We start from the raw sequence: 23,210 nt of genomic DNA, 5'->3' as shown, positions 1-23,210 counted from the left end.
CGAATCGCTATTGATGTTCATATTATGTTCTCATCGGCGGCGAGAGTCGAATCCGCGCCCTGTCTCGCCCCGCGGGATTGTCAGGCGCCCGCTTTTGCGACACGGTGGCGGTCGAAGGATGGGGCGATGAGCGGGTATAAGATCAGCTTCGGGATCGGTGGACCCGGCGGGACGGCGGTGGCGGCACAGGCTGCCGCGCCGACGATCGAATTTCTTTGCGATCCCGCGCTCGCCGGCACGATTCCGGCGCCCGAGCGCGCGATCCGCTTCGCCCCCGACTGGTTCAGGCGGCTGAACCGCGAAATGGGCATGACCTATGAAAACGGCCTACCCGCGATGACCGCCAAGGCGTGCCTGCCGATGACCGACGCCTTTTCGCTGGGCTTCGTCCTGCCGCTGCCCTTCGACGTGCTGATCGCCGTGCCCGAGGACCGGGTGTCGATCCGGATGGGCTGGGCCGAAGGCGTGCCCTTCCAGCCGGTCGAACAGCATCACCCGGCGCAGATCGGCGCGCCCGAACCGCCGTTCGAGCGCACGATGCCGCTGAAATTCATCAACCCGTGGCGGATCAAGGTGCCCGACGGCTATTCGGTGCTGTTCGTCCAGCCGCTGAGCCGCCCCGACCTGCCCTTCACCTGTTTTTCGGGGTTCGTCGATTGCGACCGCTTCGACACGACGGTGAACCTGCCCTTCGCCTGGACCGGGCCGGTGGGCGAGCATGTCCTGCCCGCGGGCACGCCGATCGCGCAGCTGATCCCGATCCGCCGCGACACCTTGATCAAGAACAGCGCGGCGCGCGCCTCGACGGCCGAGGAACTCGCCGCGCAGGCGGCGGCTCGCGACCGGAAATATGGCGAGGAATCGACCTATATGCGCGAGTGGCGGGTGAAGAAATAGCCGCGCCCGCCGTTCAAGGCACTCCCGCGGCGCCGAGCGCATGGTCGAACCAGTGCACCGCCGCTTCGCCTTCGAGGCGGACGACGTCGTTCACGGTCCGGCTGTGCCGGATGCCGTTGCGCAATTGCCCGAGCTGCCCGAACTTGGCGATCAGCCCCTCCTTGTGCGGAAAGACGTCGGTGAAGCGGTCGGCGAGGTCCTTTGCCACCATCGCGTCGAGCAATTCGGTGAGATCGGCGAATTCGATCGCGGCGTCGAGCGCGGCATAGCGGCTTTCGTGGGTGCCCGGATGGCGTTTCAGCTCCTGCGCGATGCGGCCGGAGAGCTTTTCGCGCATATGCTGCGGCCACAGGTCCCGGTCGTTGTCGAGCTTCGCGACGACGAGGCGGCGCAGGCGCAGCTCGATACGTTCGACGGCCTCGTCGAGCGCGCGCAGATCGGCCGGCAGGTCGGCCCGGCCGCCGATCAGCAACGTCTGCACCGCATGGGTGATCGCCCGCTGCCGCTCGCGGATGAAGGCGTCGAAATCCTCGGGCGTGAAGGGATCGCGCAGCAGGATGTCGAGCGCCGCCGGGTTGATGAAATGCGTCGCCATGATCGCCTCGACCGCCGCCCGGCCGTTCCTGACGATCAGGTCGGGCAGATAGGCGTTGGGCAGCCGGTCGCGGACGACGGCGCGGTTGGTTTCCTCCGAGAGCGGCGTGCGGTTGAGGATCGTGTCGACCGCGCCCGGCGCGAGATGCTGCGTCCCCCAGCTCTTGGGCACGATGTGATGGTCGTCGAGTTCGTCGGGCTGCGGTATCGCGCCGCTGACCCAGTCCTGCGCGCCGGCGATGACGAGCAGGTTGAAGATCGCGTTATAGACCGCGAACCCCTTCTTGGTATCGCCGCGCAGGTCGAGCGCGGGGACAAGCGCGCGGAACTGGCCGATCACCGAGGGTTCGGCGGCGCCGTCGGCGAACCACGCGCGCAGGTCCTGGATGTCGCGTGCCGCGGTCGTTTCGCTCGACGCCGAATAGCGGTTGGTGAAGATCGACGCCCAATACCACAGGCGGAAGCGCCCGTCGGCGGCGAGCCGGTTCTGCCGGCGGCTGCGCCTTCACCTCGGCGAGCGCCGCCGCGAAGACGGGAAGGATCGCGAAATAGGGAAGATAGGTGGATTTGCTGACGCCGAATTCCTGCGGATGGCGCAGGCGCGCGATCGCGGTTTCGAGCGCCTGGACCGCTTCGTCCCAGCGCCGGCTGAAACGTCTCGGCGTCGGCGATCATGACATGGCGTTCGAAGCTGCCGTCGGCGTTGCGCGTCTTTCGTTCGACGCCGGGCAGGAGATAATAGAGATATTTGGGCGACGAATAGGTTTGCCGCAGGATCGACATGACCTGGAGGATATAGACGTTGAGCTTGCCGGTTTCGACGAATTCGAGCCGCGGCGCCGCGGCGTGCCACATCGCCTTGAGCTGCACGCCCTTGGGCTTGAGCAGCGCGTTGAGCAGGTCGAAGATGTCGAGCCGCACGCCCTTGCTGTTGATCTGGGTGAAGATGTCGCAGACCTTGTCGATCGGCAGGTCGCGGTCGAGTTCGATATAGCTGATCTGGAAGGTTTCGGTGATGCTCTTGAGATGCTCGCCGAAGGCGACGGCATTGCCGGCGTGGAGCGCCGCCTCTGCCCGTGCGTCCTCCGCTTCCGCCGCCTCGGCCTGTTGCCGCCAATAGGCGGTATAGCCCTGGACCCAGTTCGACAATTCCCATCCCCCCGCACCGACGACGGCGAGCGGGAAGACATGGTTGGCATATTGGCGTTCGGGCGCGCCGTAAAAGGCGGTGAAGCCGGTCAGCCCGTCGCCGCGCCCGGCGTTCAGATAGGTGAAATCGAAGGCGTCGTCATATTCCTCCGCCATGAAACGATCGACGCGGACGAAATAGAGTGCGCGGCTGACGCGCGTCGGCAGCCGTTCGTCGGGCGCGACGAAGGCGTAGTTGATCGCGGTCAGCCGCTGCTGCCCGTCGAGCACGATATATTCGGGGCTGCCGTGCGGGCGCCCATAGAGCGGCGTGCACGACAGGTCGCGATAATGATCCTGCGTGCCTTTCCACAGCAGCAGGCTGCCGATGTAATAGTCGAGGAATATCGACCGGGTGAGGTCGCGGATATCGCGCGCCTTCCATTCGAAATCACGCTGGAAGTCGGGCACCATATAGCGCCCGTCCTTGAGCCGGTTGAGCAGCGAGTTGAGGCTGACATGGTCCGGTTTCTGGGCTTCTCTCAATGTCATTCCCCCCTTGTGCGATTTCGCTTAGCCGCGCCCCGCCTGCGCCCGGTGCGCCGCCGTTTCGCCGCTGACCGCCCGCCTGTCAATCGGCGGCCGGCATGGATGCCCGTCGCACTCCTCTCCTTCCGCCCACCCCGCCCAGCCGATCGCGCCGTCGAGCATGGCGAGGTGCGTCGGGTCGCTCCACGCCTCCGCCTTGTGGCCGAGCGCCGAATAGAAGATGCGCGCGCGGCCCTCGCAGCGCCACCAGATAAGGGCATGGCCGCCCGCCATGCGATATTCGGGTTCGAGGCGCAGGCTGCTCTCGTCGAGCGAGGCGAGGATATGCGCGTCGGCGGCGGGCGGCGCGTCCCAGCTGTAATATTCGTCGGTCCAGCGCCATCGCGCGGGAAGATGCCGCGTCGCGGGATGGGTGCGATCACCGACGACAAGATCGGCCGCCTGGAACTGGTCGGCGCCGCCGGGGTGGCCGGTGAATTGGCCATTGCCGCGTAGCTTGACGAACCAGGCGGGATGGCTGCCGTCGCCCGCGCTGTGCAGCCCGACGAAGCCGCCGCCGCGCGCGATGAAGGCCTGAAAGGCGGCGCGCTGATCGGGGGTGTAGATGTCGCCGCTGGCATTGGCGAAGACGATGACGTCGAACCTGGCGAGCGCCTCGGGGTTGAAGACCGCGGCATTCTCGGTCGCGAAGCTGCTCCAGCCGCGCGCCTTCACGAGCCGTTCGATCGCGGGCACCGCCTCTGCGATGCTGTCGTGGCGATAGCCGTTGGTCTTGCTGACGATCAGCACCGCAGGACGGGACAGCGGCGGCAGGTCGGGCGGCACGCTGTCGAACGCCGGCGCCGGGCGGCGCGGATCGGGGGCGGCGGGCGAAGGGGCAGGGGCGGGCTGCAGCGCGAGCAGCATCGCGATGATGAGATTGGCGATCATTTCACTCTCCCTTTTCCCGCCTGCCTATATCTTCCCTCCTCGCAGGCGAAGGGGCATCTCCGCGCCGCATTGCTATTCCATCCGATCGCGAAGGCGGGCGCGGTCAGTCGATGATCTCTGCCCCCTCCTCCTTCAACTGCGCCAGATTGGCCTTCATTGCCGCGAGCACTTCGGGTGCATGCGGCGTCCAGCTTTCGACCTCGCCGACGATGCGCAGCGGCGACCGGCTGCGATAGCTGCGTGTCGGGTTGCCGGGGAATCTCTTGTCGGTGAGATTGGGGTCGTCGAACCAGTCGCCGGTCGGCTCGACGACATAGATGCGCTCGCGCCCGCTCCCCTGCGCCAGTTCGCAGCCCCAGACCGCCGATTCGAGCGCGGCGGAGAAATAGATCCACGACATCGGCATTGCCCGATAATTGCTGCCCCGGCCCGCCGCGAGCAGGTCGCCGACGGCGAGGTCGGCACGCGTGCCGTGATAGAAGGTCGCGCCCCTGTCGGGGCCGGTCGGCTCGGGGTTCGGCATCGGTTGGTCCTCGGCTTCGGCGCGCCTGTGAAGCACGGCGCGGGCGGCAAGGGAAGGGCCCGGAGCAGGCGGGAGCCGAAAAGCGGCGCGCCGTTTTCGTTTGACCGCACGGCCGCGCCATGATGCTGTGCCGCCGGGTCGCAAGGGGGATTTATGATCGGCACGCGATCGGGTTTCGCGGCGCGGCATCGCGGCGACCGGCTGTTCTTCGCCGCCTTCGTCGCCGTGTCGTGGCTCGGCGTCGCCATGGGCTTCGTGCCGCAGATCGCGAAGCGCTTCGGCGGCACCGCCGACTATCCCGCGCCCGCGATGCTCGAAATCCATGTCTGGGCCTTTTTCGCGTGGATGGGGATCCTGACCGTCCAGGCGCTGCTGATCGGCGCCCGGCGGCACGACCTGCACCGGCTGCTGGGGTTGAGCCTCGTCGTGCTGGTGCCGGTGATGGCCATGTCGGCGATCGGCGCCGAAATAGACAGCCAGCGCTTCTATGCGCCGCGCGATCCCGACAATGCGCGCTTCTTCGCCCTGCCGCTGACCTCGATGATCCTGTTCGCGGCGGCCGCGGCGCTGGCGTTCGTGAAGCGCGGCGACCCGGCGGCGCACAAGCGCCTGATCCTGCTCGCGACTACGGTGATCCTGTCGGCGGCGTTCGGCCGCTGGTGGGGCGCGGCGATCGGCATGACGCTGGGCCCCGGCTTCTGGGGCGTGCTGCTCGGCAACTGGGCGGGGACGATCGCGCTGGTCGCAGCGGCGGCGCTGTACGACCTCGCGACGCGCGGGCGGGTTCACCCCGTGCTGCTGTGGGGCGGGATCGCCTATGCACTGGCCTTCGCGGGGGCGAGCGCCGCCTATCACAGCGGCTGGTGGCCGGCATGTGGGTGCGCGGCGCGCTGGGGCTGGCGGCGGGGTAAGGAACGCGACGCCGGAACTAGGCTGTATCGACATTCAGCCCTGGCGGCCTGCAAATGGCGGCTTTCCGCGCTTCCGGTGCTCACGCACATGGAGTGCGCTGCGCTCCGGGTCACGGAAAACCACCATTTTCGGCTCGCCATCTTCTGAATGTCGATACAGCCTAAAGTTCATACGTCCTTGATGGGCACGAAACCGAATCGGCGGGGCCGCCGCCGCTGATGCGCGGCGGCCCCGTCGTTATGCTTCGGGCGTCAGCGGCAGCGCACGTTGCTGTTGTTGCCGCTGCGGTCGATCGCGCGTCCGGCGACCGCGCCGCCGACCGCGCCGAGGATCGTGCCGAGCGTCTCCGACCCGCCGGGGGCGATGACATTGCCGACGACGCCGCCGGCGATGCCGCCGACGATCAGCCCGGTCGAACCGTCGCTGCGGCGGCAATAATATTTGTCGTCGCGGCCGCGATAGATGCGGTCGTTGCTCGACAGGCGGCGCTCGCGATAGCGTTTGTCGCTGCGGTAATAATTGTCGGCATAATAGCCGCCGTGGCGCGGGTCGGGGCGGTTGTAATCATAATTGCCGTTCTGCGCGTAATAGTCGCGGTCGTAATAGCCATAGCCGCCATCGTCATAGCGGGCGCCGAGCACCGATACCGCCATAGCCGCCGGTCGAGGCGCAGCCGCCCGCGAGCGCGGTTGCGGCGGCGAGGGGCAGGATCATCAGCTTGTTCATCGACATCACTCCGTCAGGATCGCGTGCCGGGCCAAGCGGGCGCGGGCATGCATAGGTTGCCCCGCGCAGAGGGTTAAGTCCTGAGCGGGGCAGGAGTTCCGTCGGCGTCGGGCGCCGCGACGCGCGCCGGGCGCGAAGCTCATTCGATATCGTCGGAGGGATCGAGCCGCACGATCCATTGGGGCTGGCCATCGGGCGACAGGGCGATGTCGTGCGAGGGGACCATGTCGGCCCCGGTCTCGATCCAGCCGCGCCCGTCGCACTTGGGGCAGGGCACGCGGATCGAGCGGTGGCTGACGAGGTCGATCTGGCTGTTCCACTGGCCATGCCCCGCGCAGACCGGGCAAGGCGCATCGAGGTCGCCGGTGCGGTGGCGGACCGAAATGCCGTCGAACGCGTGCGCATCGTGCGGGCCGGAACAATGGACGATGTTCGAGGGGTGCGACATGACTGTCCTCCCTATGCTGTCCGGCCAGGATAGGCGGCGGAGCGGGGCATGGCAAATGGGGCATGGCAAATATCGTCGCCCGTGCTCCCCGGCGAAAGCCGGGGTCCATACGCCGCGCCGGCTGTTCAGGAAGCGTCCCCGCGCAGCGGCCAGCGGCCGTGTTCGACATGGGTGGTCTTGCCGACGATGCTCTCCATCAGAATGATCTCATCGACCGTCCAGCCGATCGGCGGCATTTTCTGGGCATTCAGGCGGTCGCCGCGATAGTTGATCGTGATGTGCGGTTCGGGCGTGGTGCCGTCCATGATCGGTGCCTTCTCGCGCAGCAGATGGTTGACCAACGCCTTCTGGAACGCCCGCGCCTCGGCCAGCGGATCGCGCGTGCGCAGCGTCACCGCCTTGCGATTCTCGATCCGGTCGAAGCTGAGCGGGAAGGGGGCTGCGGCGAAGCCGTCCAGCGCGGCGATGGTCGCGGGCAGCCACTCGGGCGGCGCATAATGGAGGTCGTAGAGCGAGATGAGCGTGACATGGAGGAGATTAGGGCCGCGTCCGGGGTCGTTGCGCGGCAGCGCGGCGATCTGTTCCTGCACCTCGGGCGGCGGCTTGGCCATGACGTAGAGGGGGGTCCGGGCGCGCATGGCGGGAGTGTAGCATGGTGTGGGGGTGATGCGAGACTGTACGAAGCGGGATCGAAACTGATCCGTTTTGGTTTCCAACGTTCGTGGAAAAGGAGAAAGTAGTTTTCAACGAAACAAAGTTTTTGTAGAAAACCTCTGGCCCATCTTCAAGGAAGCGAGAATGGAACAGAACGGGTTTGGCAAAGCTGCTACCGGCACCCTAGTTCCAACGATTGGCGGGCGCAAAGCGTTTGTACCGGACAAGCTGCCGCCCGTGCTCGACCTGAATCCATTGGCGGCGCAGCTTTCCGCAGCCTCTCAGGCTATCGGGGAGTTGCGCGGGATTGGCCGCGGCATGGCCAATCCGATGCTCCTTATCCGCCCGTTGCAGCGGCGCGAAGCCGTTTCATCGTCGGGCATGGAGGGCACCTACACGACGCTGTCCGATCTTTTCCTGTTTGAAGCCGGGGCGGGCGATGCCGGCAAGCGTGAGGACAATCGCGAAGTCTTCAATTACGTACGCGGGTTGGAAACTGCCATCCAGCAGCTTGATGAACTGCCGATATCGAGCCGCCTGCTGCGCAATGCGCACCGCCTGTTGCTCGACGGTGTGGCGAAGCATCGCGGCGCGAGTGTCGATGCCGGCGAGCTCAAGCGCGACCAGAACTGGATCGGCGGGACGGGCCGGATCGAAACGGCGCGCTTCATTCCGCCGCCGCCGCGCGAAGCCGCCGACGCGCTGGATGATCTCGCCAAATTCATCAACCGGGCCGATCGTGGCGGGATACCGCCGCTGGTCGATGCGGCGCTGGCGCATTACCAGTTCGAGACGATCCATCCCTTTGCCGACGGCAATGGGCGTGTCGGGCGGATGCTGATCACGCTGATCCTGATCCAGAGCGACACGCTGCGCCAGCCCCTGCTCTATATGTCGCCGTGGCTGGAGCGGCACAAGGACCGCTATATCGACCTGATGTACGAGGTGTCGCGGGGGGGCGAATGGTTGCCGTGGCTGTCCTTCTTTCTGGAAGCGGTGACCGAATCTGCGCTGGGTACGATCCGCGTCGTCGAGCGGCTACAGGATTTGCAGACGCGCTATCGCGAGCGGTTCCAGAAAGCGCGCCAATCGGCGCTGTTGCCACGCATCATCGATCTGGCGTTCGAACAGCCCGCGATGACGATCACCGCCATCGCGGCGAAGATCGGCGTGACCTATCAGGCGGCGGCGAACAATGTGGCGGTGTTGGTGGGGGCGAGCGTCGCGAGCGAGATCGGGAGTCATCCGAAGGTGATCGTCTTCGACGAGATATTGGAGGCGCTGCGGGTGGAGTGAGTTTGGGGATTTAGTAAACTGTCACCGTAATTCGAGGGTTGGGAGGGTCTTGTCGTGCTTCATCCAGCAGGATGAACCAGACGGGGGTTTTTTAGGAAAGGGTTTTTTGGGGTGGGGTAGGCGAAATAGGATTTGCGGGGGTGTTCGGTGGGGGGCGGAGGGGAATGGCGTCTGCGGGCCGTTTTACGCGGCCCGGAATTTGGGGATTTAGTAAACTGTCACCGTAATCCATCGCGGCGAAGATCGGCGTGACCTATCAGGCGGCGGCGAACAATGTGGCGGTGTTGGTGGGGGCGAGCGTCGCGAGCGAGATCGGGAGTCATCCGAAGGTGATTGTCTTTGACGAGATATTGGAGGCGCTGCGGGTGGAGTGAGTTTGGGGATTTAGTAAACTGTCACCGTAATTTAGTAAACTGTCACCGTAATTACCGTAATTCTGTCACCGTAATTCTGTCACCGTAATTCTTAGCTATCTTGCGCCTTGGGAGGTGGAAGTGATTTCAGAGCGTCGCGAGATGCGATTGCCTTACGCGCGTTTTCCGGCAACGCATCAAAGAGCTTCCCGATCTTCGCGGGTTCGGTGATTAGCCGCTCAACAATATAATTAAGAAGCTCGAAGAGCGCGGCGGCGGTTTCGCGGTCGTCCGATAAATCAATCTGTCCAGGGTGCACGGCCTGATTTCCGATCACCCTAACGACATCCAGTGCTTCCTGTACATTTGTGGACAATCCTGCACCAACCATCATGCCGATCCGTGCATCCAGCGTTCCCTTTGAAAAGCCTAGAACGACCGTCAATTTCTCCAAAGCCAACCTCAAAAGCGCGCAAGATGCTGTGGGAGAAATCTCAAATACCTGTCGAGCTTCCTCATAGGTTTTGACGATCTCCTTCGGCATGTCTTCATGATGAAACGGCGCCGTCGTCACACTTGGCGAAACAATTGAACCTTTCCACCAGAGCAGCTTTCCGTCGCATTTCAAGCATTCCGATAGGACTGCCTCCGTATCTACAGGTTTATCTTCCCAGTCCAGTCTCTTCAGATCTGAATAGAATTGCATGGAATAAACGCCACACAATGGGCAGTTAAAGGAGTTCTCACGAAATTTAGCAGGAATGGTTTTGCTCATGTTCAGCTCTTAGCTATGGCTAGATTGACACGATTTTTGGCACGCTTATCTGTTCAACCTGCCTTTAGTCCTCTAAGTGCTTTTAGAATTTTCATTCCAGCCTGAAATTCTATTGAACTTCCAGTGTATCTTGATTCGTAGAGGCCCTGCAAATTTGATGGAAGGCTTACGCCATCTTCAACAACGAGAATGAACCGGCCTTTGTATAGTGCCATTGCCGCGCCGATCTCAATCAGTACGTTAGGGTTGATCTGAGGATGTTTATTCCCATCGTCGTCCGTCAACACGCCTTCCGATCCAACATGAATAACTGCTGCGCTACAGCTTCGCATGTCGTCCATTACCTTGTCAGGTATCGGCTTGGCAGTTGTCTCCGTTCTCGTTGATATGATCGGATCAAATCCGCCAAGTTCGACGACCTCTTTAATCTGGTCCAATATTCCTTGGTTTTTCCCATGCGTTATAAATACGCGATTATTGGACGCAGCTGCGATCGCTTAGCGCCTCTAATATTGAGGCACGAGGAGGTGCGCTGATAACTTCTTCGTCACCGCAAACGCCAAAGTCGTCTTCGTCGATGTCCGGGCTGGCAGTCATAAGCGCGGGCCTCGCCTGATTTGTGGGCGGCGCGTCGAGCGAAACAAATGGTCCAGTTTTAGTCTGTTTGATAAATCCGACGAAATCGCCATTACGCTTCAGCAGGCTGACGAGCCCGTCCACACGATCTTTCGGAAGTCCTTTGCTGACCAACACATTACCGGCGATATCATCTCGCGGAAACTTGGCTCGATCATAGTTTCGAAAGAAATCGCCCAGTAAGCGCGGTTTCAACGCAGCTTCCTGCAGGGCTATGAGGTCATCACCCTCCGAAGTGGGCGCGACGATACGTTTGCCCAATTCAGTAAGGACTATTTCTGAGGCGTTGTACCCACCTTCGGTGAGTCCATAAGCAATAGAGGCGCCGCAAAGATTGCGCCATCCGCCGCTGGTCGGGCTTAGGTCAAGTGCCATTGCCACATTATGAGGAGCGGCACCTTTACCAGCGTAATTATCCCAAAGTCCCTTAGCGATGCGCAATGCCTCTTCTAAGCTAATATTTGGGAAGTCTGACTGGCTAATGCGCGACCGTTTTGCCGTATCTGCATCTGAATCCGCTTTTGGCATGGGGGAACCCTTTCGTCCTCTGACGAGAACAAAGTAAGAATTCTTTAACCAAGAATCCAGACTTATTTGAGCATCCAGCAATGAATCTTTTGATCTGTAAGTATAACTATTTGTTTTTAATTGAGAAAAATTTTCAAAAGATTCATTCGCAGCCGTTATATTTTGGTTGTTTCGTGTTTGGGCTTTCTTCAATCATGCTCCCGCCCACCCGCGCCCATATAGAGCTCGCGCCCCGTGTCCTCATAGACTTGGCTCATTTCCGCCATGCCCTTCTCGGCCTCTTCCGCCGCGATGAATCCGGCGCTGTCCTGATTTTGCAGCTTCGCGAACTCGCGGACTTCCTGGCTGATCTTCATCGAGCAGAATTTGGGGCCGCACATGCTGCAGAAATGAGCGGTCTTGGCGCCTTCCGCCGGTAGCGTCTGGTCGTGGTATTGCTCCGCCGTGTCGGGGTCGAGCGACAGGTTGAACTGGTCGCGCCAGCGGAATTCAAAGCGCGCTTTCGATAGCGCGTCGTCGCGGACCTGCGCGGCGGGGTGGCCCTTGGCGAGGTCGGCGGCGTGCGCGGCGAGCTTGTAGGTGACGACGCCGACCTTCACATCGTCGCGGTCGGGGAGGCCGAGATGCTCCTTGGGCGTGACGTAGCAGAGCATCGCGGTGCCGTACCAGCCGATCATCGCGGCGCCGATGCCGCTGGTGATATGGTCGTAGCCCGGCGCGATGTCGGTGGTGAGCGGCCCGAGCGTGTAGAAGGGCGCCTCGCCGCACGCCGCGAGCTGCTTGTCCATATTCTCCTTGATCTTGTGCATCGGGACATGGCCCGGGCCCTCGATCATCACCTGCACATCCTGTTCCCACGCGCGCTTGGTGAGCTCGCCGAGCGTGTAGAGCTCGGCGAACTGCGCCTCGTCGTTCGCGTCGGCGATGCTGCCGGGGCGGAGGCCGTCGCCGAGGCTGTAGGCGATGTCATAGGCCTTCATGATCTCGGTGATCTCGTCGAAGCGTTCGTAGAGGAAGCTCTCGCGATGATGCGCGAGGCACCATTTCGCCATGATGCTGCCGCCGCGGCTGACGATGCCGGTGACGCGCTTGGCGGCGAGCGGCACGTAGGGCAGGCGGACGCCGGCGTGGATGGTGAAATAGTCGACGCCCTGTTCGGCCTGCTCGATCAGCGTGTCGCGGAAGATTTCCCACGTCAGCTCCTCGGCGATGCCGCCGACTTTCTCCAGCGCCTGATAGATGGGGACGGTGCCGATCGGCACGGGGCTGTTGCGGAGGATCCATTCGCGCGTGTCGTGGATGTTGCGTCCCGTGGACAGGTCCATGACGGTGTCGGCGCCCCAGCGAATCGACCAGACCATCTTGTCGACCTCGCTCGCGACGTCGCTGGCGACCGCGCTGTTGCCGATATTGGCGTTGATCTTGACGAGGAAGTTGCGGCCGATCGCCATCGGCTCGCTCTCGGGGTGGTTGATGTTGTTCGGAATGATCGCGCGGCCGCGCGCCACCTCGTCGCGGACGAATTCGGGGGTGACGTAATCGGGGATGCTCGCGCCCCAGTCCTGCCCGTCGCGGATGTACTCGGCGAGGCGCTCGCGGCCGAGATTTTCGCGCGTGGCGACATATTCCATCTCGGGGGTGATGATGCCTTTGCGGGCGTAGTGCATCTGGCTGACGTTCGCGCCGGGACGTGCGCGCAGCACGGTCTTGCGGACGTTGGGGAAAGCGGGGACGCCGCCCGAGCGGTCGGGGCCGAGCTGGCCGTTGTCCTCGGGGCGCACCTCGCGCTGGCGCACTTCCTCGACGTCGCCGCGCGAGCGGATCCACGCGGCGCGCAGTTCGGGAAGGCCCTGGGCGATGTCGATGCGGGCGTTCGGGTCGGTGTAAGGCCCGCTGGTGTCGTAGACGCGGACACTGGGCTCGCCGCTGTGCGGATCGAGGTCGATCTCGCGCATCGCGACGCGGATGCCGCTGCCGGTGGGGCTGGCGATATGGACCTTGCGGCTGCCGCGGATCGGGCCGGTGGTGACGCCGATGGGCTCGGCCTGGGCTATGTCGAGGCGGGAATCGATGTCGGCCATGTGCAGTCGCTCCGTTTCTATGCCGGAGCGAGAACACGGGATTCCGGGTTTGGAACACCGACCCTCCCTCCGCCGGTATTACCCGGATCAGGTTCGACGGGTCGCGGGCTGTTCCGCTCTCAACCTGTTGCTGCACACAGGCTCCCCGGGGATGGCGCGGAGATTAGCGGGGGGCGGGGGCGCTGTCGAGCGGTGTCTTGGGCGCGGGGCCGAGGAGGATGCTGGTGCCGCCGCAGCCATAATGGACCCAGCGCGGCGAGCGGCTGGCGAGCGGTTGCAGGGTGAAGCCGTGGCTATAATGGTCGATGCGGAAAGCGAGGCCGCCGACCGCGACTTCGGCGCCGTCGGCGATGGTCACGCTGGCCTCGGCATCGCGCCCGCTGCCGAAATAGCTGTTGCCGGTCATCGACACCGGGTGCGGCGGGCGGGGGACGAGGCGATAGACATAGGCACCGTCGGAGCCAGTGACATATACGCCCGGGGCAGCATGACGATCCTGGTCCTGGAAGGCGTGGGCGATGGCGAGCCGCGCGATATTGTCCTTCACGGTGACGGTGACGCGGCGGTGGACATAGCGGCGGCTGTCCGCGAGGCCGAGCGGGTCTTCGGCGAGCGCCTGCGGGACCGCGAGGGTCTCGGAACGCTCGAGGTGGCGGACGGGAACGTGCATGGCCGAATCGCCCGCGAACAGGTTGAGCGCTTCGTAGAGGCCGTCGCCATCGCGGTCGGCGAGGCAGGCCTGGACATAGCCCCCGACGCGCCGCCAGCGTTGGCCCTCCGGGGCGAGGACAAAGGGCGCGTACGCCGCGGGCAGGCAATATCGGGGATCGAGCGGGGTGCCGAGCGGGATAGACGAGCCGCTCGGGTCCGGGGACGCGCAACTCGCTCCCGAGCAGCCAGCCCCGGGTCGCGATCTGCACCACCTCGTGCGCGACGACGGCATGGTCGACGATCGGAATCGGATCGACGGCGATATCGACGATCGGGACCGGCGCGATATGGACGCCGCCCTCGCGCCCGCTGTCGCATATGTCGGGCGCGACGGCGCCGAGCAGGAAGGGAGCGGTGAGGAGGAGGGCGAGCGGGCGCATGGCAGCGCCATATCGCGATGCGCGGCGCGGCGCTGTGCGGCCCGTCACAAGGGCCTTAGCCGCCCGGCGCCCAGCCCGGCGGCGCGAGGGTGAAGCCCGCGAAGTCGAAGCCGGGGACGACGAGGCAGCTGACGAGCGCCCAGCCGTCGGCGGCACGCGCGGCCTGCCAGTGGTGCGCGGGGATGCGGATTTGCGGGGCCTCGCCCGCAAGGACGTCGGGGCCGAGGCGATGGTGCGCCGGCGCGTCGGCGTCGGTCGCGGCGAGCGACAGGGTGACGGGGACGCCGGCGTGCCAGAGCCAGATCTCCTCGGCATCGACGCGGTGCCAGTGCGAACCTTGGCCCGCCTCGAGCAGGAAATGGATCGCGGTGCCGCTGGCGCGGCCATCGGCGCCGAGCGGGCCGCGCCAGGTCTCGCGGTACCAGCCGCCCTCGGGATGCAGGGCGAGGTCGAGGGCTGCGATGAGGGCGCGGGGGTCGGTCATGCTGTTTCCGTGGTACGCGGCTGTTGAACCGGTTCTTCGTGCCTTTGTGTGAGATTATTCGAGTCTCGCACAAAGGCACGAAGGCACAAAGAAGGAATAAGCGGGCATCGCGGCGTGCGGTCGCTGGACTCGGTCGGCCAGCATGGCATAGTCGCCTTTGCACGACCTGCGAACCCCCGCGGGCGGCGGAGAGGTGCGCCATGTCGGTCCTGTCGAAGCAGCGTGTCCGGCGAACGGCTTTGCCGATGCTTGGCGTGACGGCGGCGGTGCTCGCCGTGCCCTCGTCCGCGATCGTCGCGACCCCGCCGCCGCCTTTATGCGCCGCCTTTTCCAACGCGGACCTCGTGGTCACGGGAACCGCCTCGCATTACGCGGTCGATAGCGAATGGCAGAGCTGGACCATCTCGGCCGATCATTTCTACAAGGGCCATGGCCCCCGGCGGCTTCGGGTGGTGACGCAAAATACGAGCGCGCGCGGATGGGCCGATGCCGGACAGCGCAACATCCTGTTTATCGAGCGCGGGGGCGGGCGGTACCAGATCCGGGGAAGCGATCCCAACAGCAGCGGCGCGCGGATGCGGCAGGTCGAAGCCGGGGTGAAAGCCCTGGCCGCGCGGCCCGCGAAGGGGCCGGGATCGATCAGCCTGTACGTCGCGACCGACCAGAACGAGCCGCTGGCGGGCGCGCGCATTCGGCTGCGACAGAAGGGCGTCGAAAAGGCGCGGTTCGTCCGTACCGACGCGGCGGGCCGGGCGGTCGTCCGCGCCGCGCCGGGGCATTGGAGCGCCGAGCTTGTCGAGCCCGGGTGGACGAGCCGCTTCAGCCTCTACAGCTATCAACGCGCCGATGGCTTCGACCTGCCGCCGGGCGGATGCGCCGACTTGCGGCTGGAGCCGATGCGGTTAGGATCGGGCGGAAAGACATAGGGAGAGACACATGGCTTCGGTTCTGGACGAGGCGCGCGCGATCGCGCCGGTCGATGTCAGCGATATTGCGCTCTATACCGAGGACCGCTGGCGCGAGCCCTTCGCGCATCTGCGCGCGGAGATGCCGGTGAGCTGGTGCCCCGACAGCCCTTATGGCGGTTACTGGTCGGTGGTCAGCCACGCGCTGGTGCAGGCGGTCGAGCTCGATCCCGCGACCTTCTCCTCCTCTTGGGAGAATGGCAATATCGTCATCGCCGACCCGCCGCCGCAGTCGAACCTGCCCAATTTCATCGCCGCCGACCCGCCGGTCCACACGGCGCAGCGCAAGGTGATCGCCCCCGCCTTCAACCCCAGCCAGATGGCCGAGCGCGAGAAGGTGGTGAAACAGCGCACGCGCGAATTGTTCGACGCGCTGCCGGTCGGCGAGACGTTCGACTGGGTCGAAAGCGTGTCGGTGCCGCTGACGATCGGGATGCTGTGCATATTGTTCGATTTTCCGTGGGAGGAGCGGCACGACCTCAAACGCTGGTCCGACTATGGCGGCAATGTCTCGCCCGAGACCGCGACGGAAGAATATCGCGCCGAGTGGATGGCGCAGATGACCGCGATGCTCGCGCGCTTCGACGCCGAGTTCGCGAAGCGCAAGGCGATGCCGCCGACCGATGACCTGCTCTCGCGGATGGTGCACAGCGAGGCGATGGGGAATCTCAATCCGATGGAGCGGCTCGCCAATATCGCGCTGCTGATCGTCGGGGGCAACGACACGACGCGCAATTCGATGAGCGGGCTGGTCGAGGCGCTGCACCGCTTCCCGGGCGAACTCGACCGGTTGCGCGCCGATCCGTCCTTGATCCCCAATGCGGCGCAGGAGATCATCCGCTGGCAGTCGCCGGTGACGCATATGCGGCGCACCTGCACGCGCGATGTCGAACTGGGCGGGCAGCAACTTCGCAAGGGCGAGAAGGTCATCCTCTGGTACATCTCGGCGAACCGCGACGAGAGCGTGTTTCCCGATGCCGAACGCTTCGACGTCGGGCGCGCCAATGCGCGGCGGCATGTCGCCTTCGGCCACGGCATCCACCGCTGCGTCGGGGCGCGGCTCGCCGAGATCCAGCTATGTACGCTGATCGAGGAGATCGTGACGCGCGGGATACAGATCGAGCCGCAGGGGGAGGCCGAGCGGCTGGCGAGTCCGTTCCTGCACGGCTTCGTGCATATGCCGGTGCGGATCGTGCCGGGCTGATCCTTAACTTTCCATATTGGAAAACTATCGCTTGCCGAATCGGAAAGTGACGGCTATTACTTTCCGCATTGGAAAGTGAAGGAGTCATGCGATGAATCCGATCGAAGCCCAGGCGGCGCTCGACACGATCGCCGAAGCGCGGCGCGAACTGGCGCGGAGCGGCCCCCAATATCCGCTGTGGCGGCACGCCGCCTTTGCCGCGGTGATGGCAGCGCTGGTTCTGGGGCAGGGGTTCGGCTTTCCCTGGCAATTGCCGTTGCTCATCTTCCCGCTGATCGCGATCGTCTGGCTCGTGGCTGACGACCGCAGGCGTTATGGCCTGTTCGTCAACGGTTATCGCAAGGGACGCACCCTGCCGGTTACCCTGCTGCTGCTCGCGCTGATGCTCGGCGCCATGGGCGGCGAGATTTATGCCCGCTTCGCCGAGCTTGGCTTGCTCGTAAAGTTCGGCATCGCGGGCTTCGCCTTTGCCGTCGCGCTCGCGATGAGCCTGTGGTGGACGCGCGTCTACGACCGCGAACTGCTCGGCGGGGACGCCTGAGCATGGGCGGGATCGACATGGTGCTCCACGCGCGCGGCGCGGCTGCAGATCGCCGCGCTGCTGAGCAAGGTCAGCGAGATGGAGTTCGCGAAGCTGCGCGAACTGGTCAAGGTCAGCGATTCGGTGCTGTCGAAGCATCTGTCGGCGCTGGCGGACGCGGGCTATGTCGCGCTGCGCAAGGCCGCCGAGGGCGGGCGCCAGCGGACCTGGGTTTCGCTGACGAAAAACGGCGACCGCGCGCTGGCGGCGCATGTCGCCGCGCTGCGCGCGATCGTCGCGCATCTGCCGGTGGCGGCGGAGTAGACTTAGGCCGCGACCGTCGCGGTCGCCCCGGCCTTCCACCGCGCCGCGGCGGTCGCCACGCGTTCGCCCAGCGAGTGCGCGGTGGCGCGGTCGCCGGCCTTGGGGGTGACTTCGGGGCTGTCGTTCGCGGCCTGCGCCATCGCGCCGAGGAAGCTGCCGAGGCGGTTCTCGACATCGGTCGCCGCCGAGGTGTCGTCGTTGTTGCCGGGGTTCTGGCCGGTGCCGATCCACAGCATCGCATGCTGCGCCGCGAAGATCGCGAGGCTGGTCAGCGTGTTGAGCTTGTCGCCCGACGGCGAGCCCGAGACGGTGAAGGCGGCGGCGAGCTTGTCCTTCCACTGCTTGGTGAAATAGACGGCGGCGCTCGCGTCCATGAACGCCTTCATCGGCGCCGAAACGGTGCCCATATACGTGGGCGAGCCGAAGATCAGCGCGTCGCTTTCGGCCGCGACGGCGAAAAATTCGTCGAAGCTCGTCTGGCCGGGCTCGATGGCGAGCAGCACCGGGGTCGCCCCCGCCGCCTCGACGCCGCGCGCGACGTCGGCGGCGAGCACCGCGGTGTGGCCGAAGCCCGAGTGATAGATGATCGCTACCTGGGTCATGTCTTTTGTCCTTTCCTGGGTCGCCGGGGAGAGCCGGGCGGCTTGCGGTGCCGGACATGATGGAGTAGGCACCAAAAGTGAAGTACGCACCTGTAGGTAACTGCCAAAATGATTGTTCGGGGCTGGGTAGATAAAGTTGATCCGTGCGATGCGAATTGCCCGTCGCGCGACATGCTCGACCTGATCGGCGACCGCTGGAGCCTGCTGCTGATGCTGGTGATCGCGCAGGGTGTGCACCGCAACGGCGAGCTCAAGCGGCGCGTCGGCGGGATCAGCCAGAAGATGCTGACGCAGACGCTGCGCGCGCTGGAGGCGAACGGGCTGGTCGAGCGGCGCGACTTCATGACGGTGCCGCCGCATGTCGAATATCATCTGACGCCGCTCGGCGCGTCACTGGGGCCGGCGCTGGGGCCGCTGTTCGAGTGGATCGAGACGCGCTTCGCCGATGTGCTGGCCGCGCGGGCGGCGTTCGCGGGGCGCGAGGCGGCTTAGGAGGGGTTGGTTTGGCTCCCCACCCCCTTGCGGGGGGTTGGGGGTGGGCAGCGACGTTACCATGGCCCACCCCGCTGCGACTAACGAGCAAGCTCGTAAGTCTCGCTGCCCCTCCCGCTTGCGGGAGGGGTGATCGGCGTGTGCCTGCCACGTCCGCTCCCACCCCAAAGAGACCGCCCCATCCTCAACCGACCGCTTCGCGCGTCATTGGCGCGGGCGCCGCGATGTGGCAGAAGGCGCGGCATGAGCCGACCCGATCTGACCGACGCCGAAGCCCGGGCCGCCTATCGCCGCGAATTGCGCGGGGTGGCGCGCTGGCCGCGGCTCGCGGGGTTCGTGCTGATCCTCGGCGCGGTGGGGCTGTGGGCGTGGCCGCGCAGCGGCGGGCCCTGGTTCCTCGGCCCCTTGCCGACGCAGACATGGGCGTGGATCAGCCTTGGGCTCGGCTGGGCGATCTGGATCGGGGTGATCGTCGCGCGGACACGCCATCACCGGGCACGGATGGCCGAGCCGGGAACCGGCGGATGAAGGCGTCGATCGCGATGCTGGCGGCGCTGCTGCTGGGCGCGGCGACCCCGGCGACCCCGGCGGCGACGGTCGATGACCTCGGCTGGCTTGCCGGGACCTGGGTGGAGGAGGGCGAAGGCCGCTGGACCGAGGAAAGCTGGACGGACCCGCGCGGCGGGGTGATGCTGGGGCACAGCCGCTCGGGACGCGGCGACGCGCTGCGGGAATTCGAGTTTCTGCGGCTGCAGGCCGGCGAAGACGGAGCAGCCGGCCTATATCGCGCAGCCGGGCGGCGGTGCGCCGGTGGTGTTCCGGCTGGTCGAAAGCGGCGCGGGGCGCGCGGCCTTCGAGAATGCGGACCATGATTACCCGCAGCGCATCGCCTATGTCCGCGACGGCGACACGCTGACCGCGACGATCTCGCTGGTCGACGGGTCGAAGGCGCGGAGCTGGGTCTACAGGCGGCGCTAGGCCGTCTTTCGGGCGAGATAGACCCCTGCGATCATCAGCGCGATGCCCGCGGCGCGTTTCAGGTCGATCGCCGAGCAAATCGCGCCGAACAGGCCGAAATGGTCGATCGTCGCGGCGCTGATCAGCTGGCCGACGAGCACGAAGAAGATCGCGTTGCCGACCCCGAATTTGGGCGCGATGAAGGTCACCGCGATGACATAGAAGGCGACGAACAGCCCGCCGAAATAGAATTGCGGCGGAATCTCGCTCGTGAAGCGAACCTGCCCGGCCGACCCGGTCAAGAGCACGCCCGCCGCCGCGATCAGGAAGGCGAGGCCGAAGAGGATCATCGACGCCGCCATCGGGCTGCCGAGCCGCGCGCCGAGCCCGCCGTTGAGCGCCGCGAGGATCGGGATGCCCACGCCGGTGAGCAGCATGATGAGGGCAAAGGCGGGGGCGCTGTTGTTCGCGGTCATCGCTTGGGCCCGCTCGCGGCCTGCGCCGCGCGATAGTCGAGGACCGGCAGCCCGCCGATGCCCCAATTGTCGGTATCGACCTCGTCGATCGTGACGACGGTGGTCGCCGGATTCTTGCCGAGCACGCGCTGCAGCAATTCGGTGACGCCGCCGATCAGTTCGGCCTTCTGCTCGGGGCTGGCGCCCTCGCGGGTGATGCGGATGTTGACGTAGGGCAAGGGTGCGCTCCTCAGGCGAAAGGGGTGGCGAATTCGATGCGGATGCCGCCGGGCATGGTAGCGATGAAATGATGCGTCGTCGCGCCCTCGCGGATCGGTTCGGGATCGAATTCGATTGCGACGCCGGGATGGCCCTGCACCCGCGCGAAGACGATGCGCAGCGCATCGAGATCGGCGACGCCGAGCGCGAGATGGTGAAGGCCGATATTGGCGCGCCGGTCGAAGGGAGTCGCACGGGCGGGGTCGGCGACCTGCCACAGGGTGAGCAGGGTCGTGCCGTCGGTGACGAAGATCGCGGGATAGCCGGGGCGTTCGGCGGCGACGCTGTAGCCGAGCGCGTCGACGAAGAAATCGCGCGCCTCGGCGACGTCGCGCACCGCGAGGCCGATATGGTGGGCGCCCCGGGTCCAGGCTTTGGGCGTGCGGGGCCTGGTCATTTTTCTTCCTTTGCCGAACGAAGCGCGGCGATCTCGGCGCGCAGCTGGTTGAGTTCGGCCGCCATCGGCCGGATCGCCGCCGCGATTTCGGCTTCGGTGAAGCGCGGGGTGATGTGCTGCGGGCAATTCCATTCCCAGCCGACGACGTCGATCAGGAAGGCGCGCTCGGGCACCGCGCGATAGCCCGCGGGCATCAATGAGGCGACGAGGGCGGGGTCGTCGCCCAATTCGACGCTCACCGCATGGCCGAGCAATTTCAGCCGCTCCTTGTTCGGATAGTCCATCAGGAACAGCGCGACGCGGTCGTCGCGCATCAGATTGGCGGTGCTCATATATTGCCTGTTGCCGCGATAGTCGGCGAAACCGATGCGGTTGCCTTCGATGGGGCGCAGGAAACCGGCGGGGCCGCCGCGATGCTGCATGTAGGGCCAGCCGTCGGCGGTGACGCTCGCCATGTAGAAGCTGTCGCGCGCGGCGATGAAGCCGGTCTCCTTGGCCGTCAGCACGTCGGGGCTGCCGTCGGCACCCGCGTCGAGCTTCGCATAGGAGGCGCGCGAGCCGTGGAGCGCCTGCAGCCGCTGCACATCGTCGTTGAAGAGGGTGGTCCGGTAATTGCGCGCCATCGGATCGGCCTTTCGGGGCGGAGCGAACGAAGGCCGGGAGGGGGATGCCTTCGTTCGCCGGAGCGATTTAGATCATTGCCCGGAGCGCGATAATCGGCGAAGTTCGTACGACTTCATTCCGAAATATGGAATAATCATGGACCGTTTGCTGACGCTGGAAATGTTCGTCGCCGTAGCGGGCGAAGGGGGGTTCGCGGCGGCGGCGCGCAAGCTCGGCAGCTCGCCGCCGGCGGTGACGCGCGGGATCGCGGCGCTCGAGGCGCGGCTGGGGACCGGCCTGTTCCACCGCTCGACGCGCGCGGTGGTGCTGACCGATGCGGGCGCGGCCTTTCTGGGCGAGGCGCGGCGCATCCTCGCCGATCTCGCGGGCGCCGAACGCGCGCTGCGCGGCGTAGCGGCCGAACCGCGCGGCCAGCTCTACCTCACCGCGCCCGTGATGTTCGGACGGCTGCATGTGCTGCCGGTCGTGAGCGCGCTGCTCGCCGAGCATCGCGCGCTGACCGCGCGGATGATGCTGATCGACCGCAATGTGCGCATCGTCGAGGAAGGGATCGACGTTGCGCTCCGCATCGGGCCGCTCGCCGATTCGGCGCTGAAGGCGGTGCGCATCGGCGCGGTGCGGCAGATGCTGGTGGCGAGCCCCGCCTATCTGGCGCGGCACGGGGCACCGGTGGCGGCCGCCGACCTGTCCGGCCATGCGCTGATCGCGATGGACGGGCCGCGCGCGGGCAGCGAATGGCAGTTCGCGGGACGCAGGCTGCGGCTCGAGGCGCGGCCGCGGCTGGTCGTCAACACGGTCGACGCGGCGATGGCGGCGGCCGAGGCGGGGGTCGGGATCGCCAATCTGCTGAGCTATCAGGTGATGGACGCGGTGGATGCCGGGCGGCTGATCGCGCTGCTCGCCGCCGAGCAGCCGCGGCGCTGCCGGTGCACCTGCTGTTCGAACCGTCGCGCGCCGCGCTGCCGTCGGTGCGGCTGTTCGTCGAGGCGATGAAGGCGCGGCTGCGCATGGCGGGGCTGGCGTAGCCGGGAAAGCGGCTCGCGGATCGAATTTCGTCTTGGAGCAGGTGGGTCGGGATTTTTTGTTTCGCACAAAGACACAAAGGCACGAAGAGGCCGGTTTGCGGCCGCCAGGCCGCCTTCTCGGCATCGTTGCGTCCGGCACAATATGAAAGAACCGAGCCGCTTCGCGGCAAGCGCGACATCTTCGTGTCTTTGTGTCTTTGCGCGAAATAATTTCACGGCGTCCGCGTCGCGGCGCCATGTTCTCGGCTCGCGCACTGCGCTACCGCCCGGAACCGCTCACGCTCCCGAAAGCGCGATCCACACGCCGCCGATCGCGGCGAATATCAGCCCCATGCCGATGAACAGCCCGATGAAACAGCCTTGCCGCATCGGCGCCCACACCATGACGTCATGGGGATTATCGGGGTTGTAGCGCACGCGCGCGGCGCTGCCGACGGGTTTCGGGTGGTTGGTCGACAGGCTGTCGGTTATCTGTTTCGGGCCGAGGCCGGGCAGGCGATATTCGATCACCGCGGTGTGCATCAGCGTGCGGTCGCCGTCGCTGTCGGTGCTCCACTTGCTGTTGTGGCCGATGACGCGTCCTTCGACCTCGTGCCAGCGGCGGCCGCGCATCTCGCTCTTGGCCATCCACAGGCCGACGACCGCGAACAAGGTTCCCATGCCGGCGAAGAACCAGGGTATCGCCCGCGTGATCCAGTCGTCTTCCATCGCACATCCCCCCGTTTAAAAAGGCGTGCGGAGCCGACCCTGCCCCGTCCGAA

The 23,210-nt window shown here is 65.6% G+C and carries 32 protein-coding genes and 1 riboswitch; of the genes, 13 read left to right on the top strand and 19 right to left on the bottom strand.

Annotation, left to right across the window (positions count from 1 at the left end; all coding sequences use genetic code 11):
* Window positions 1-126: 126 nt before the first annotated feature.
* Window positions 127-897: a hypothetical protein gene (locus tag N0A20_RS16960; protein WP_260581526.1), complete on the top strand. Its 771-nt coding sequence runs from the start codon at window positions 127-129 to the stop codon at window positions 895-897.
* 13 nt (window positions 898-910) lie between these two features.
* On the opposite strand, the gene N0A20_RS16955 is transcribed toward N0A20_RS16960, so the two are convergent.
* The 4 genes from N0A20_RS16955 to arr form a co-directional block, all read right to left on the bottom strand.
* Window positions 911-1,831: a hypothetical protein gene (locus tag N0A20_RS16955; RefSeq protein ID WP_260581525.1), complete on the bottom strand. Its 921-nt coding sequence runs from the start codon at window positions 1,829-1,831 to the stop codon at window positions 911-913.
* Entirely contained in the window at window positions 1,828-3,171 is a 1,344-nt protein-coding gene (locus N0A20_RS16950) for a DUF262 domain-containing protein (RefSeq protein ID WP_260581524.1), read from the bottom strand. Before N0A20_RS16950 ends, N0A20_RS16955 begins: the two co-directional genes overlap by 4 nt.
* 21 nt (window positions 3,172-3,192) lie before the next feature.
* Window positions 3,193-4,098, bottom strand: a complete 906-nt coding sequence (locus N0A20_RS16945; RefSeq protein WP_260581523.1) for a ThuA domain-containing protein — start codon at window positions 4,096-4,098, stop codon at window positions 3,193-3,195.
* Window positions 4,099-4,201: 103 nt separating this feature from the next.
* The gene (gene arr, locus N0A20_RS16940) at window positions 4,202-4,621 is read right to left on the bottom strand and encodes an NAD(+)--rifampin ADP-ribosyltransferase (protein ID WP_260581522.1); all 420 of its coding nucleotides are present in this window, start codon (window positions 4,619-4,621) and stop codon (window positions 4,202-4,204) included.
* Window positions 4,622-4,774: 153 nt separating this feature from the next.
* Here arr and N0A20_RS16935 point away from each other — a divergent pair, with 153 nt between their 5' ends.
* Window positions 4,775-5,680 (top strand): hypothetical protein, encoded by a 906-nt coding sequence (locus N0A20_RS16935; protein ID WP_260581521.1) that lies wholly within the window; start codon window positions 4,775-4,777, stop codon window positions 5,678-5,680.
* A gap of 104 nt (window positions 5,681-5,784) precedes the next feature.
* Here N0A20_RS16935 and N0A20_RS16930 read toward each other — a convergent pair whose 3' ends face one another.
* From N0A20_RS16930 to N0A20_RS16920, 3 genes are all read right to left on the bottom strand, one after another.
* Entirely contained in the window at window positions 5,785-6,174 is a 390-nt protein-coding gene (locus N0A20_RS16930) for a glycine zipper 2TM domain-containing protein (protein WP_260581520.1), read from the bottom strand.
* Window positions 6,175-6,398: 224 nt separating this feature from the next.
* Window positions 6,399-6,707: a hypothetical protein gene (locus tag N0A20_RS16925; protein ID WP_260581519.1), complete on the bottom strand. Its 309-nt coding sequence runs from the start codon at window positions 6,705-6,707 to the stop codon at window positions 6,399-6,401.
* Between the two features lie 125 nt (window positions 6,708-6,832).
* Complete coding sequence (locus tag N0A20_RS16920; RefSeq protein WP_260581518.1) at window positions 6,833-7,345, bottom strand: 2'-5' RNA ligase family protein; 513 nt, start codon at window positions 7,343-7,345, stop codon at window positions 6,833-6,835.
* A gap of 160 nt (window positions 7,346-7,505) precedes the next feature.
* Between N0A20_RS16920 and N0A20_RS16915 the strand changes: the two genes are divergently transcribed.
* Window positions 7,506-8,657: a Fic family protein gene (locus N0A20_RS16915; RefSeq protein WP_260581517.1), complete on the top strand. Its 1,152-nt coding sequence runs from the start codon at window positions 7,506-7,508 to the stop codon at window positions 8,655-8,657.
* A 248-nt stretch (window positions 8,658-8,905) separates the two neighbouring features.
* On the top strand, window positions 8,906-9,031 hold the full coding sequence (locus N0A20_RS16910; protein ID WP_260581516.1) for a hypothetical protein: 126 nt from the start codon (window positions 8,906-8,908) through the stop codon (window positions 9,029-9,031).
* 91 nt (window positions 9,032-9,122) lie between these two features.
* On the opposite strand, the gene N0A20_RS16905 is transcribed toward N0A20_RS16910, so the two are convergent.
* From N0A20_RS16905 to N0A20_RS16880, 6 genes are all read right to left on the bottom strand, one after another.
* Entirely contained in the window at window positions 9,123-9,785 is a 663-nt protein-coding gene (locus tag N0A20_RS16905) for a DUF4145 domain-containing protein (RefSeq protein ID WP_260581515.1), read from the bottom strand.
* A 53-nt stretch (window positions 9,786-9,838) separates the two neighbouring features.
* Entirely contained in the window at window positions 9,839-10,249 is a 411-nt protein-coding gene (locus tag N0A20_RS16900) for a nucleotide-binding protein (RefSeq protein ID WP_260583942.1), read from the bottom strand.
* Between the two features lie 10 nt (window positions 10,250-10,259).
* Window positions 10,260-11,141, bottom strand: a complete 882-nt coding sequence (locus tag N0A20_RS16895) for a hypothetical protein (protein WP_260581514.1) — start codon at window positions 11,139-11,141, stop codon at window positions 10,260-10,262.
* A complete protein-coding gene (gene thiC / locus N0A20_RS16890; RefSeq protein ID WP_260581513.1) occupies window positions 11,138-13,030 on the bottom strand; it encodes a phosphomethylpyrimidine synthase ThiC in 1,893 nt (630 codons plus the stop codon). The genes N0A20_RS16895 and thiC overlap by 4 nt, the downstream gene beginning before the upstream one ends.
* A gap of 47 nt (window positions 13,031-13,077) precedes the next feature.
* A riboswitch (TPP riboswitch) is annotated at window positions 13,078-13,188 on the bottom strand.
* Between the two features lie 5 nt (window positions 13,189-13,193).
* Complete coding sequence (locus tag N0A20_RS16885; protein ID WP_260581512.1) at window positions 13,194-13,973, bottom strand: hypothetical protein; 780 nt, start codon at window positions 13,971-13,973, stop codon at window positions 13,194-13,196.
* Window positions 13,974-14,176: 203 nt separating this feature from the next.
* Window positions 14,177-14,605 carry a cupin domain-containing protein gene (locus N0A20_RS16880; RefSeq protein ID WP_260581511.1) on the bottom strand — a complete coding sequence of 143 codons (429 nt, stop codon included), beginning with the start codon at window positions 14,603-14,605 and terminating at the stop codon, window positions 14,177-14,179.
* Window positions 14,606-14,805: 200 nt separating this feature from the next.
* Between N0A20_RS16880 and N0A20_RS16875 the strand changes: the two genes are divergently transcribed.
* The 4 genes from N0A20_RS16875 (at window position 14,806) to N0A20_RS16860 (ending at window position 17,618) form a co-directional block, all read left to right on the top strand.
* A complete protein-coding gene (locus N0A20_RS16875; RefSeq protein WP_260581510.1) occupies window positions 14,806-15,531 on the top strand; it encodes a hypothetical protein in 726 nt (241 codons plus the stop codon).
* A gap of 10 nt (window positions 15,532-15,541) precedes the next feature.
* Window positions 15,542-16,774 (top strand): cytochrome P450, encoded by a 1,233-nt coding sequence (locus tag N0A20_RS16870; RefSeq protein WP_260581509.1) that lies wholly within the window; start codon window positions 15,542-15,544, stop codon window positions 16,772-16,774.
* A gap of 91 nt (window positions 16,775-16,865) precedes the next feature.
* The gene (locus tag N0A20_RS16865; RefSeq protein ID WP_260581506.1) at window positions 16,866-17,315 is read left to right on the top strand and encodes a hypothetical protein; all 450 of its coding nucleotides are present in this window, start codon (window positions 16,866-16,868) and stop codon (window positions 17,313-17,315) included.
* 78 nt (window positions 17,316-17,393) lie between these two features.
* A complete protein-coding gene (locus tag N0A20_RS16860) occupies window positions 17,394-17,618 on the top strand; it encodes a transcriptional regulator (RefSeq protein ID WP_260581505.1) in 225 nt (74 codons plus the stop codon).
* A gap of 2 nt (window positions 17,619-17,620) precedes the next feature.
* Here N0A20_RS16860 and N0A20_RS16855 read toward each other — a convergent pair whose 3' ends face one another.
* Window positions 17,621-18,220: a flavodoxin family protein gene (locus tag N0A20_RS16855; RefSeq protein ID WP_260581503.1), complete on the bottom strand. Its 600-nt coding sequence runs from the start codon at window positions 18,218-18,220 to the stop codon at window positions 17,621-17,623.
* 171 nt (window positions 18,221-18,391) lie between these two features.
* Here N0A20_RS16855 and N0A20_RS16850 point away from each other — a divergent pair, with 171 nt between their 5' ends.
* From N0A20_RS16850 to N0A20_RS16835, 4 genes are all read left to right on the top strand, one after another.
* Window positions 18,392-18,712 (top strand): winged helix-turn-helix transcriptional regulator, encoded by a 321-nt coding sequence (locus N0A20_RS16850; protein ID WP_260581501.1) that lies wholly within the window; start codon window positions 18,392-18,394, stop codon window positions 18,710-18,712.
* Between the two features lie 243 nt (window positions 18,713-18,955).
* Window positions 18,956-19,240: a hypothetical protein gene (locus N0A20_RS16845; protein WP_260581499.1), complete on the top strand. Its 285-nt coding sequence runs from the start codon at window positions 18,956-18,958 to the stop codon at window positions 19,238-19,240.
* Window positions 19,237-19,584 carry a DUF6265 family protein gene (locus N0A20_RS16840; protein WP_260581497.1) on the top strand — a complete coding sequence of 116 codons (348 nt, stop codon included), beginning with the start codon at window positions 19,237-19,239 and terminating at the stop codon, window positions 19,582-19,584. Before N0A20_RS16845 ends, N0A20_RS16840 begins: the two co-directional genes overlap by 4 nt.
* On the top strand, window positions 19,526-19,690 hold the full coding sequence (locus tag N0A20_RS16835; RefSeq protein WP_260581496.1) for a DUF6265 family protein: 165 nt from the start codon (window positions 19,526-19,528) through the stop codon (window positions 19,688-19,690). The genes N0A20_RS16840 and N0A20_RS16835 overlap by 59 nt, the downstream gene beginning before the upstream one ends.
* Here N0A20_RS16835 and N0A20_RS16830 read toward each other — a convergent pair.
* Genes N0A20_RS16830 through N0A20_RS16815 form a run of 4 tightly spaced genes read right to left on the bottom strand, consistent with a single transcriptional unit; the run spans window position 19,687 to window position 21,423 of the window.
* Window positions 19,687-20,145, bottom strand: coding sequence for a DMT family transporter (locus tag N0A20_RS16830; RefSeq protein WP_260581494.1), 459 nt, complete (start codon window positions 20,143-20,145; stop codon window positions 19,687-19,689). The genes N0A20_RS16835 and N0A20_RS16830 overlap by 4 nt on opposite strands.
* A complete protein-coding gene (locus N0A20_RS16825) occupies window positions 20,142-20,363 on the bottom strand; it encodes a tautomerase family protein (protein ID WP_260581492.1) in 222 nt (73 codons plus the stop codon). Before N0A20_RS16825 ends, N0A20_RS16830 begins: the two co-directional genes overlap by 4 nt.
* A gap of 11 nt (window positions 20,364-20,374) precedes the next feature.
* The gene (locus tag N0A20_RS16820; protein ID WP_260581491.1) at window positions 20,375-20,800 is read right to left on the bottom strand and encodes a VOC family protein; all 426 of its coding nucleotides are present in this window, start codon (window positions 20,798-20,800) and stop codon (window positions 20,375-20,377) included.
* A complete protein-coding gene (locus N0A20_RS16815) occupies window positions 20,797-21,423 on the bottom strand; it encodes a pyridoxamine 5'-phosphate oxidase family protein (RefSeq protein WP_260581489.1) in 627 nt (208 codons plus the stop codon). The genes N0A20_RS16820 and N0A20_RS16815 overlap by 4 nt, the downstream gene beginning before the upstream one ends.
* A 136-nt stretch (window positions 21,424-21,559) precedes the next feature.
* On the opposite strand from N0A20_RS16815, the gene N0A20_RS16810 reads away from it, so the two are divergent.
* Window positions 21,560-22,417: a LysR substrate-binding domain-containing protein gene (locus N0A20_RS16810; protein WP_260581487.1), complete on the top strand. Its 858-nt coding sequence runs from the start codon at window positions 21,560-21,562 to the stop codon at window positions 22,415-22,417.
* Window positions 22,418-22,725: 308 nt separating this feature from the next.
* Here N0A20_RS16810 and N0A20_RS16805 read toward each other — a convergent pair whose 3' ends face one another.
* Window positions 22,726-23,157 (bottom strand): DUF3592 domain-containing protein, encoded by a 432-nt coding sequence (locus tag N0A20_RS16805; protein ID WP_260581485.1) that lies wholly within the window; start codon window positions 23,155-23,157, stop codon window positions 22,726-22,728.
* Window positions 23,158-23,210: the final 53 nt, after the last annotated feature.

The organism is Sphingopyxis sp. PET50, assembly GCF_025244705.1.
Lineage (GTDB): Bacteria > Pseudomonadota > Alphaproteobacteria > Sphingomonadales > Sphingomonadaceae > Sphingopyxis.
This window is presented reverse-complemented; position numbering and strand designations above follow the sequence as displayed.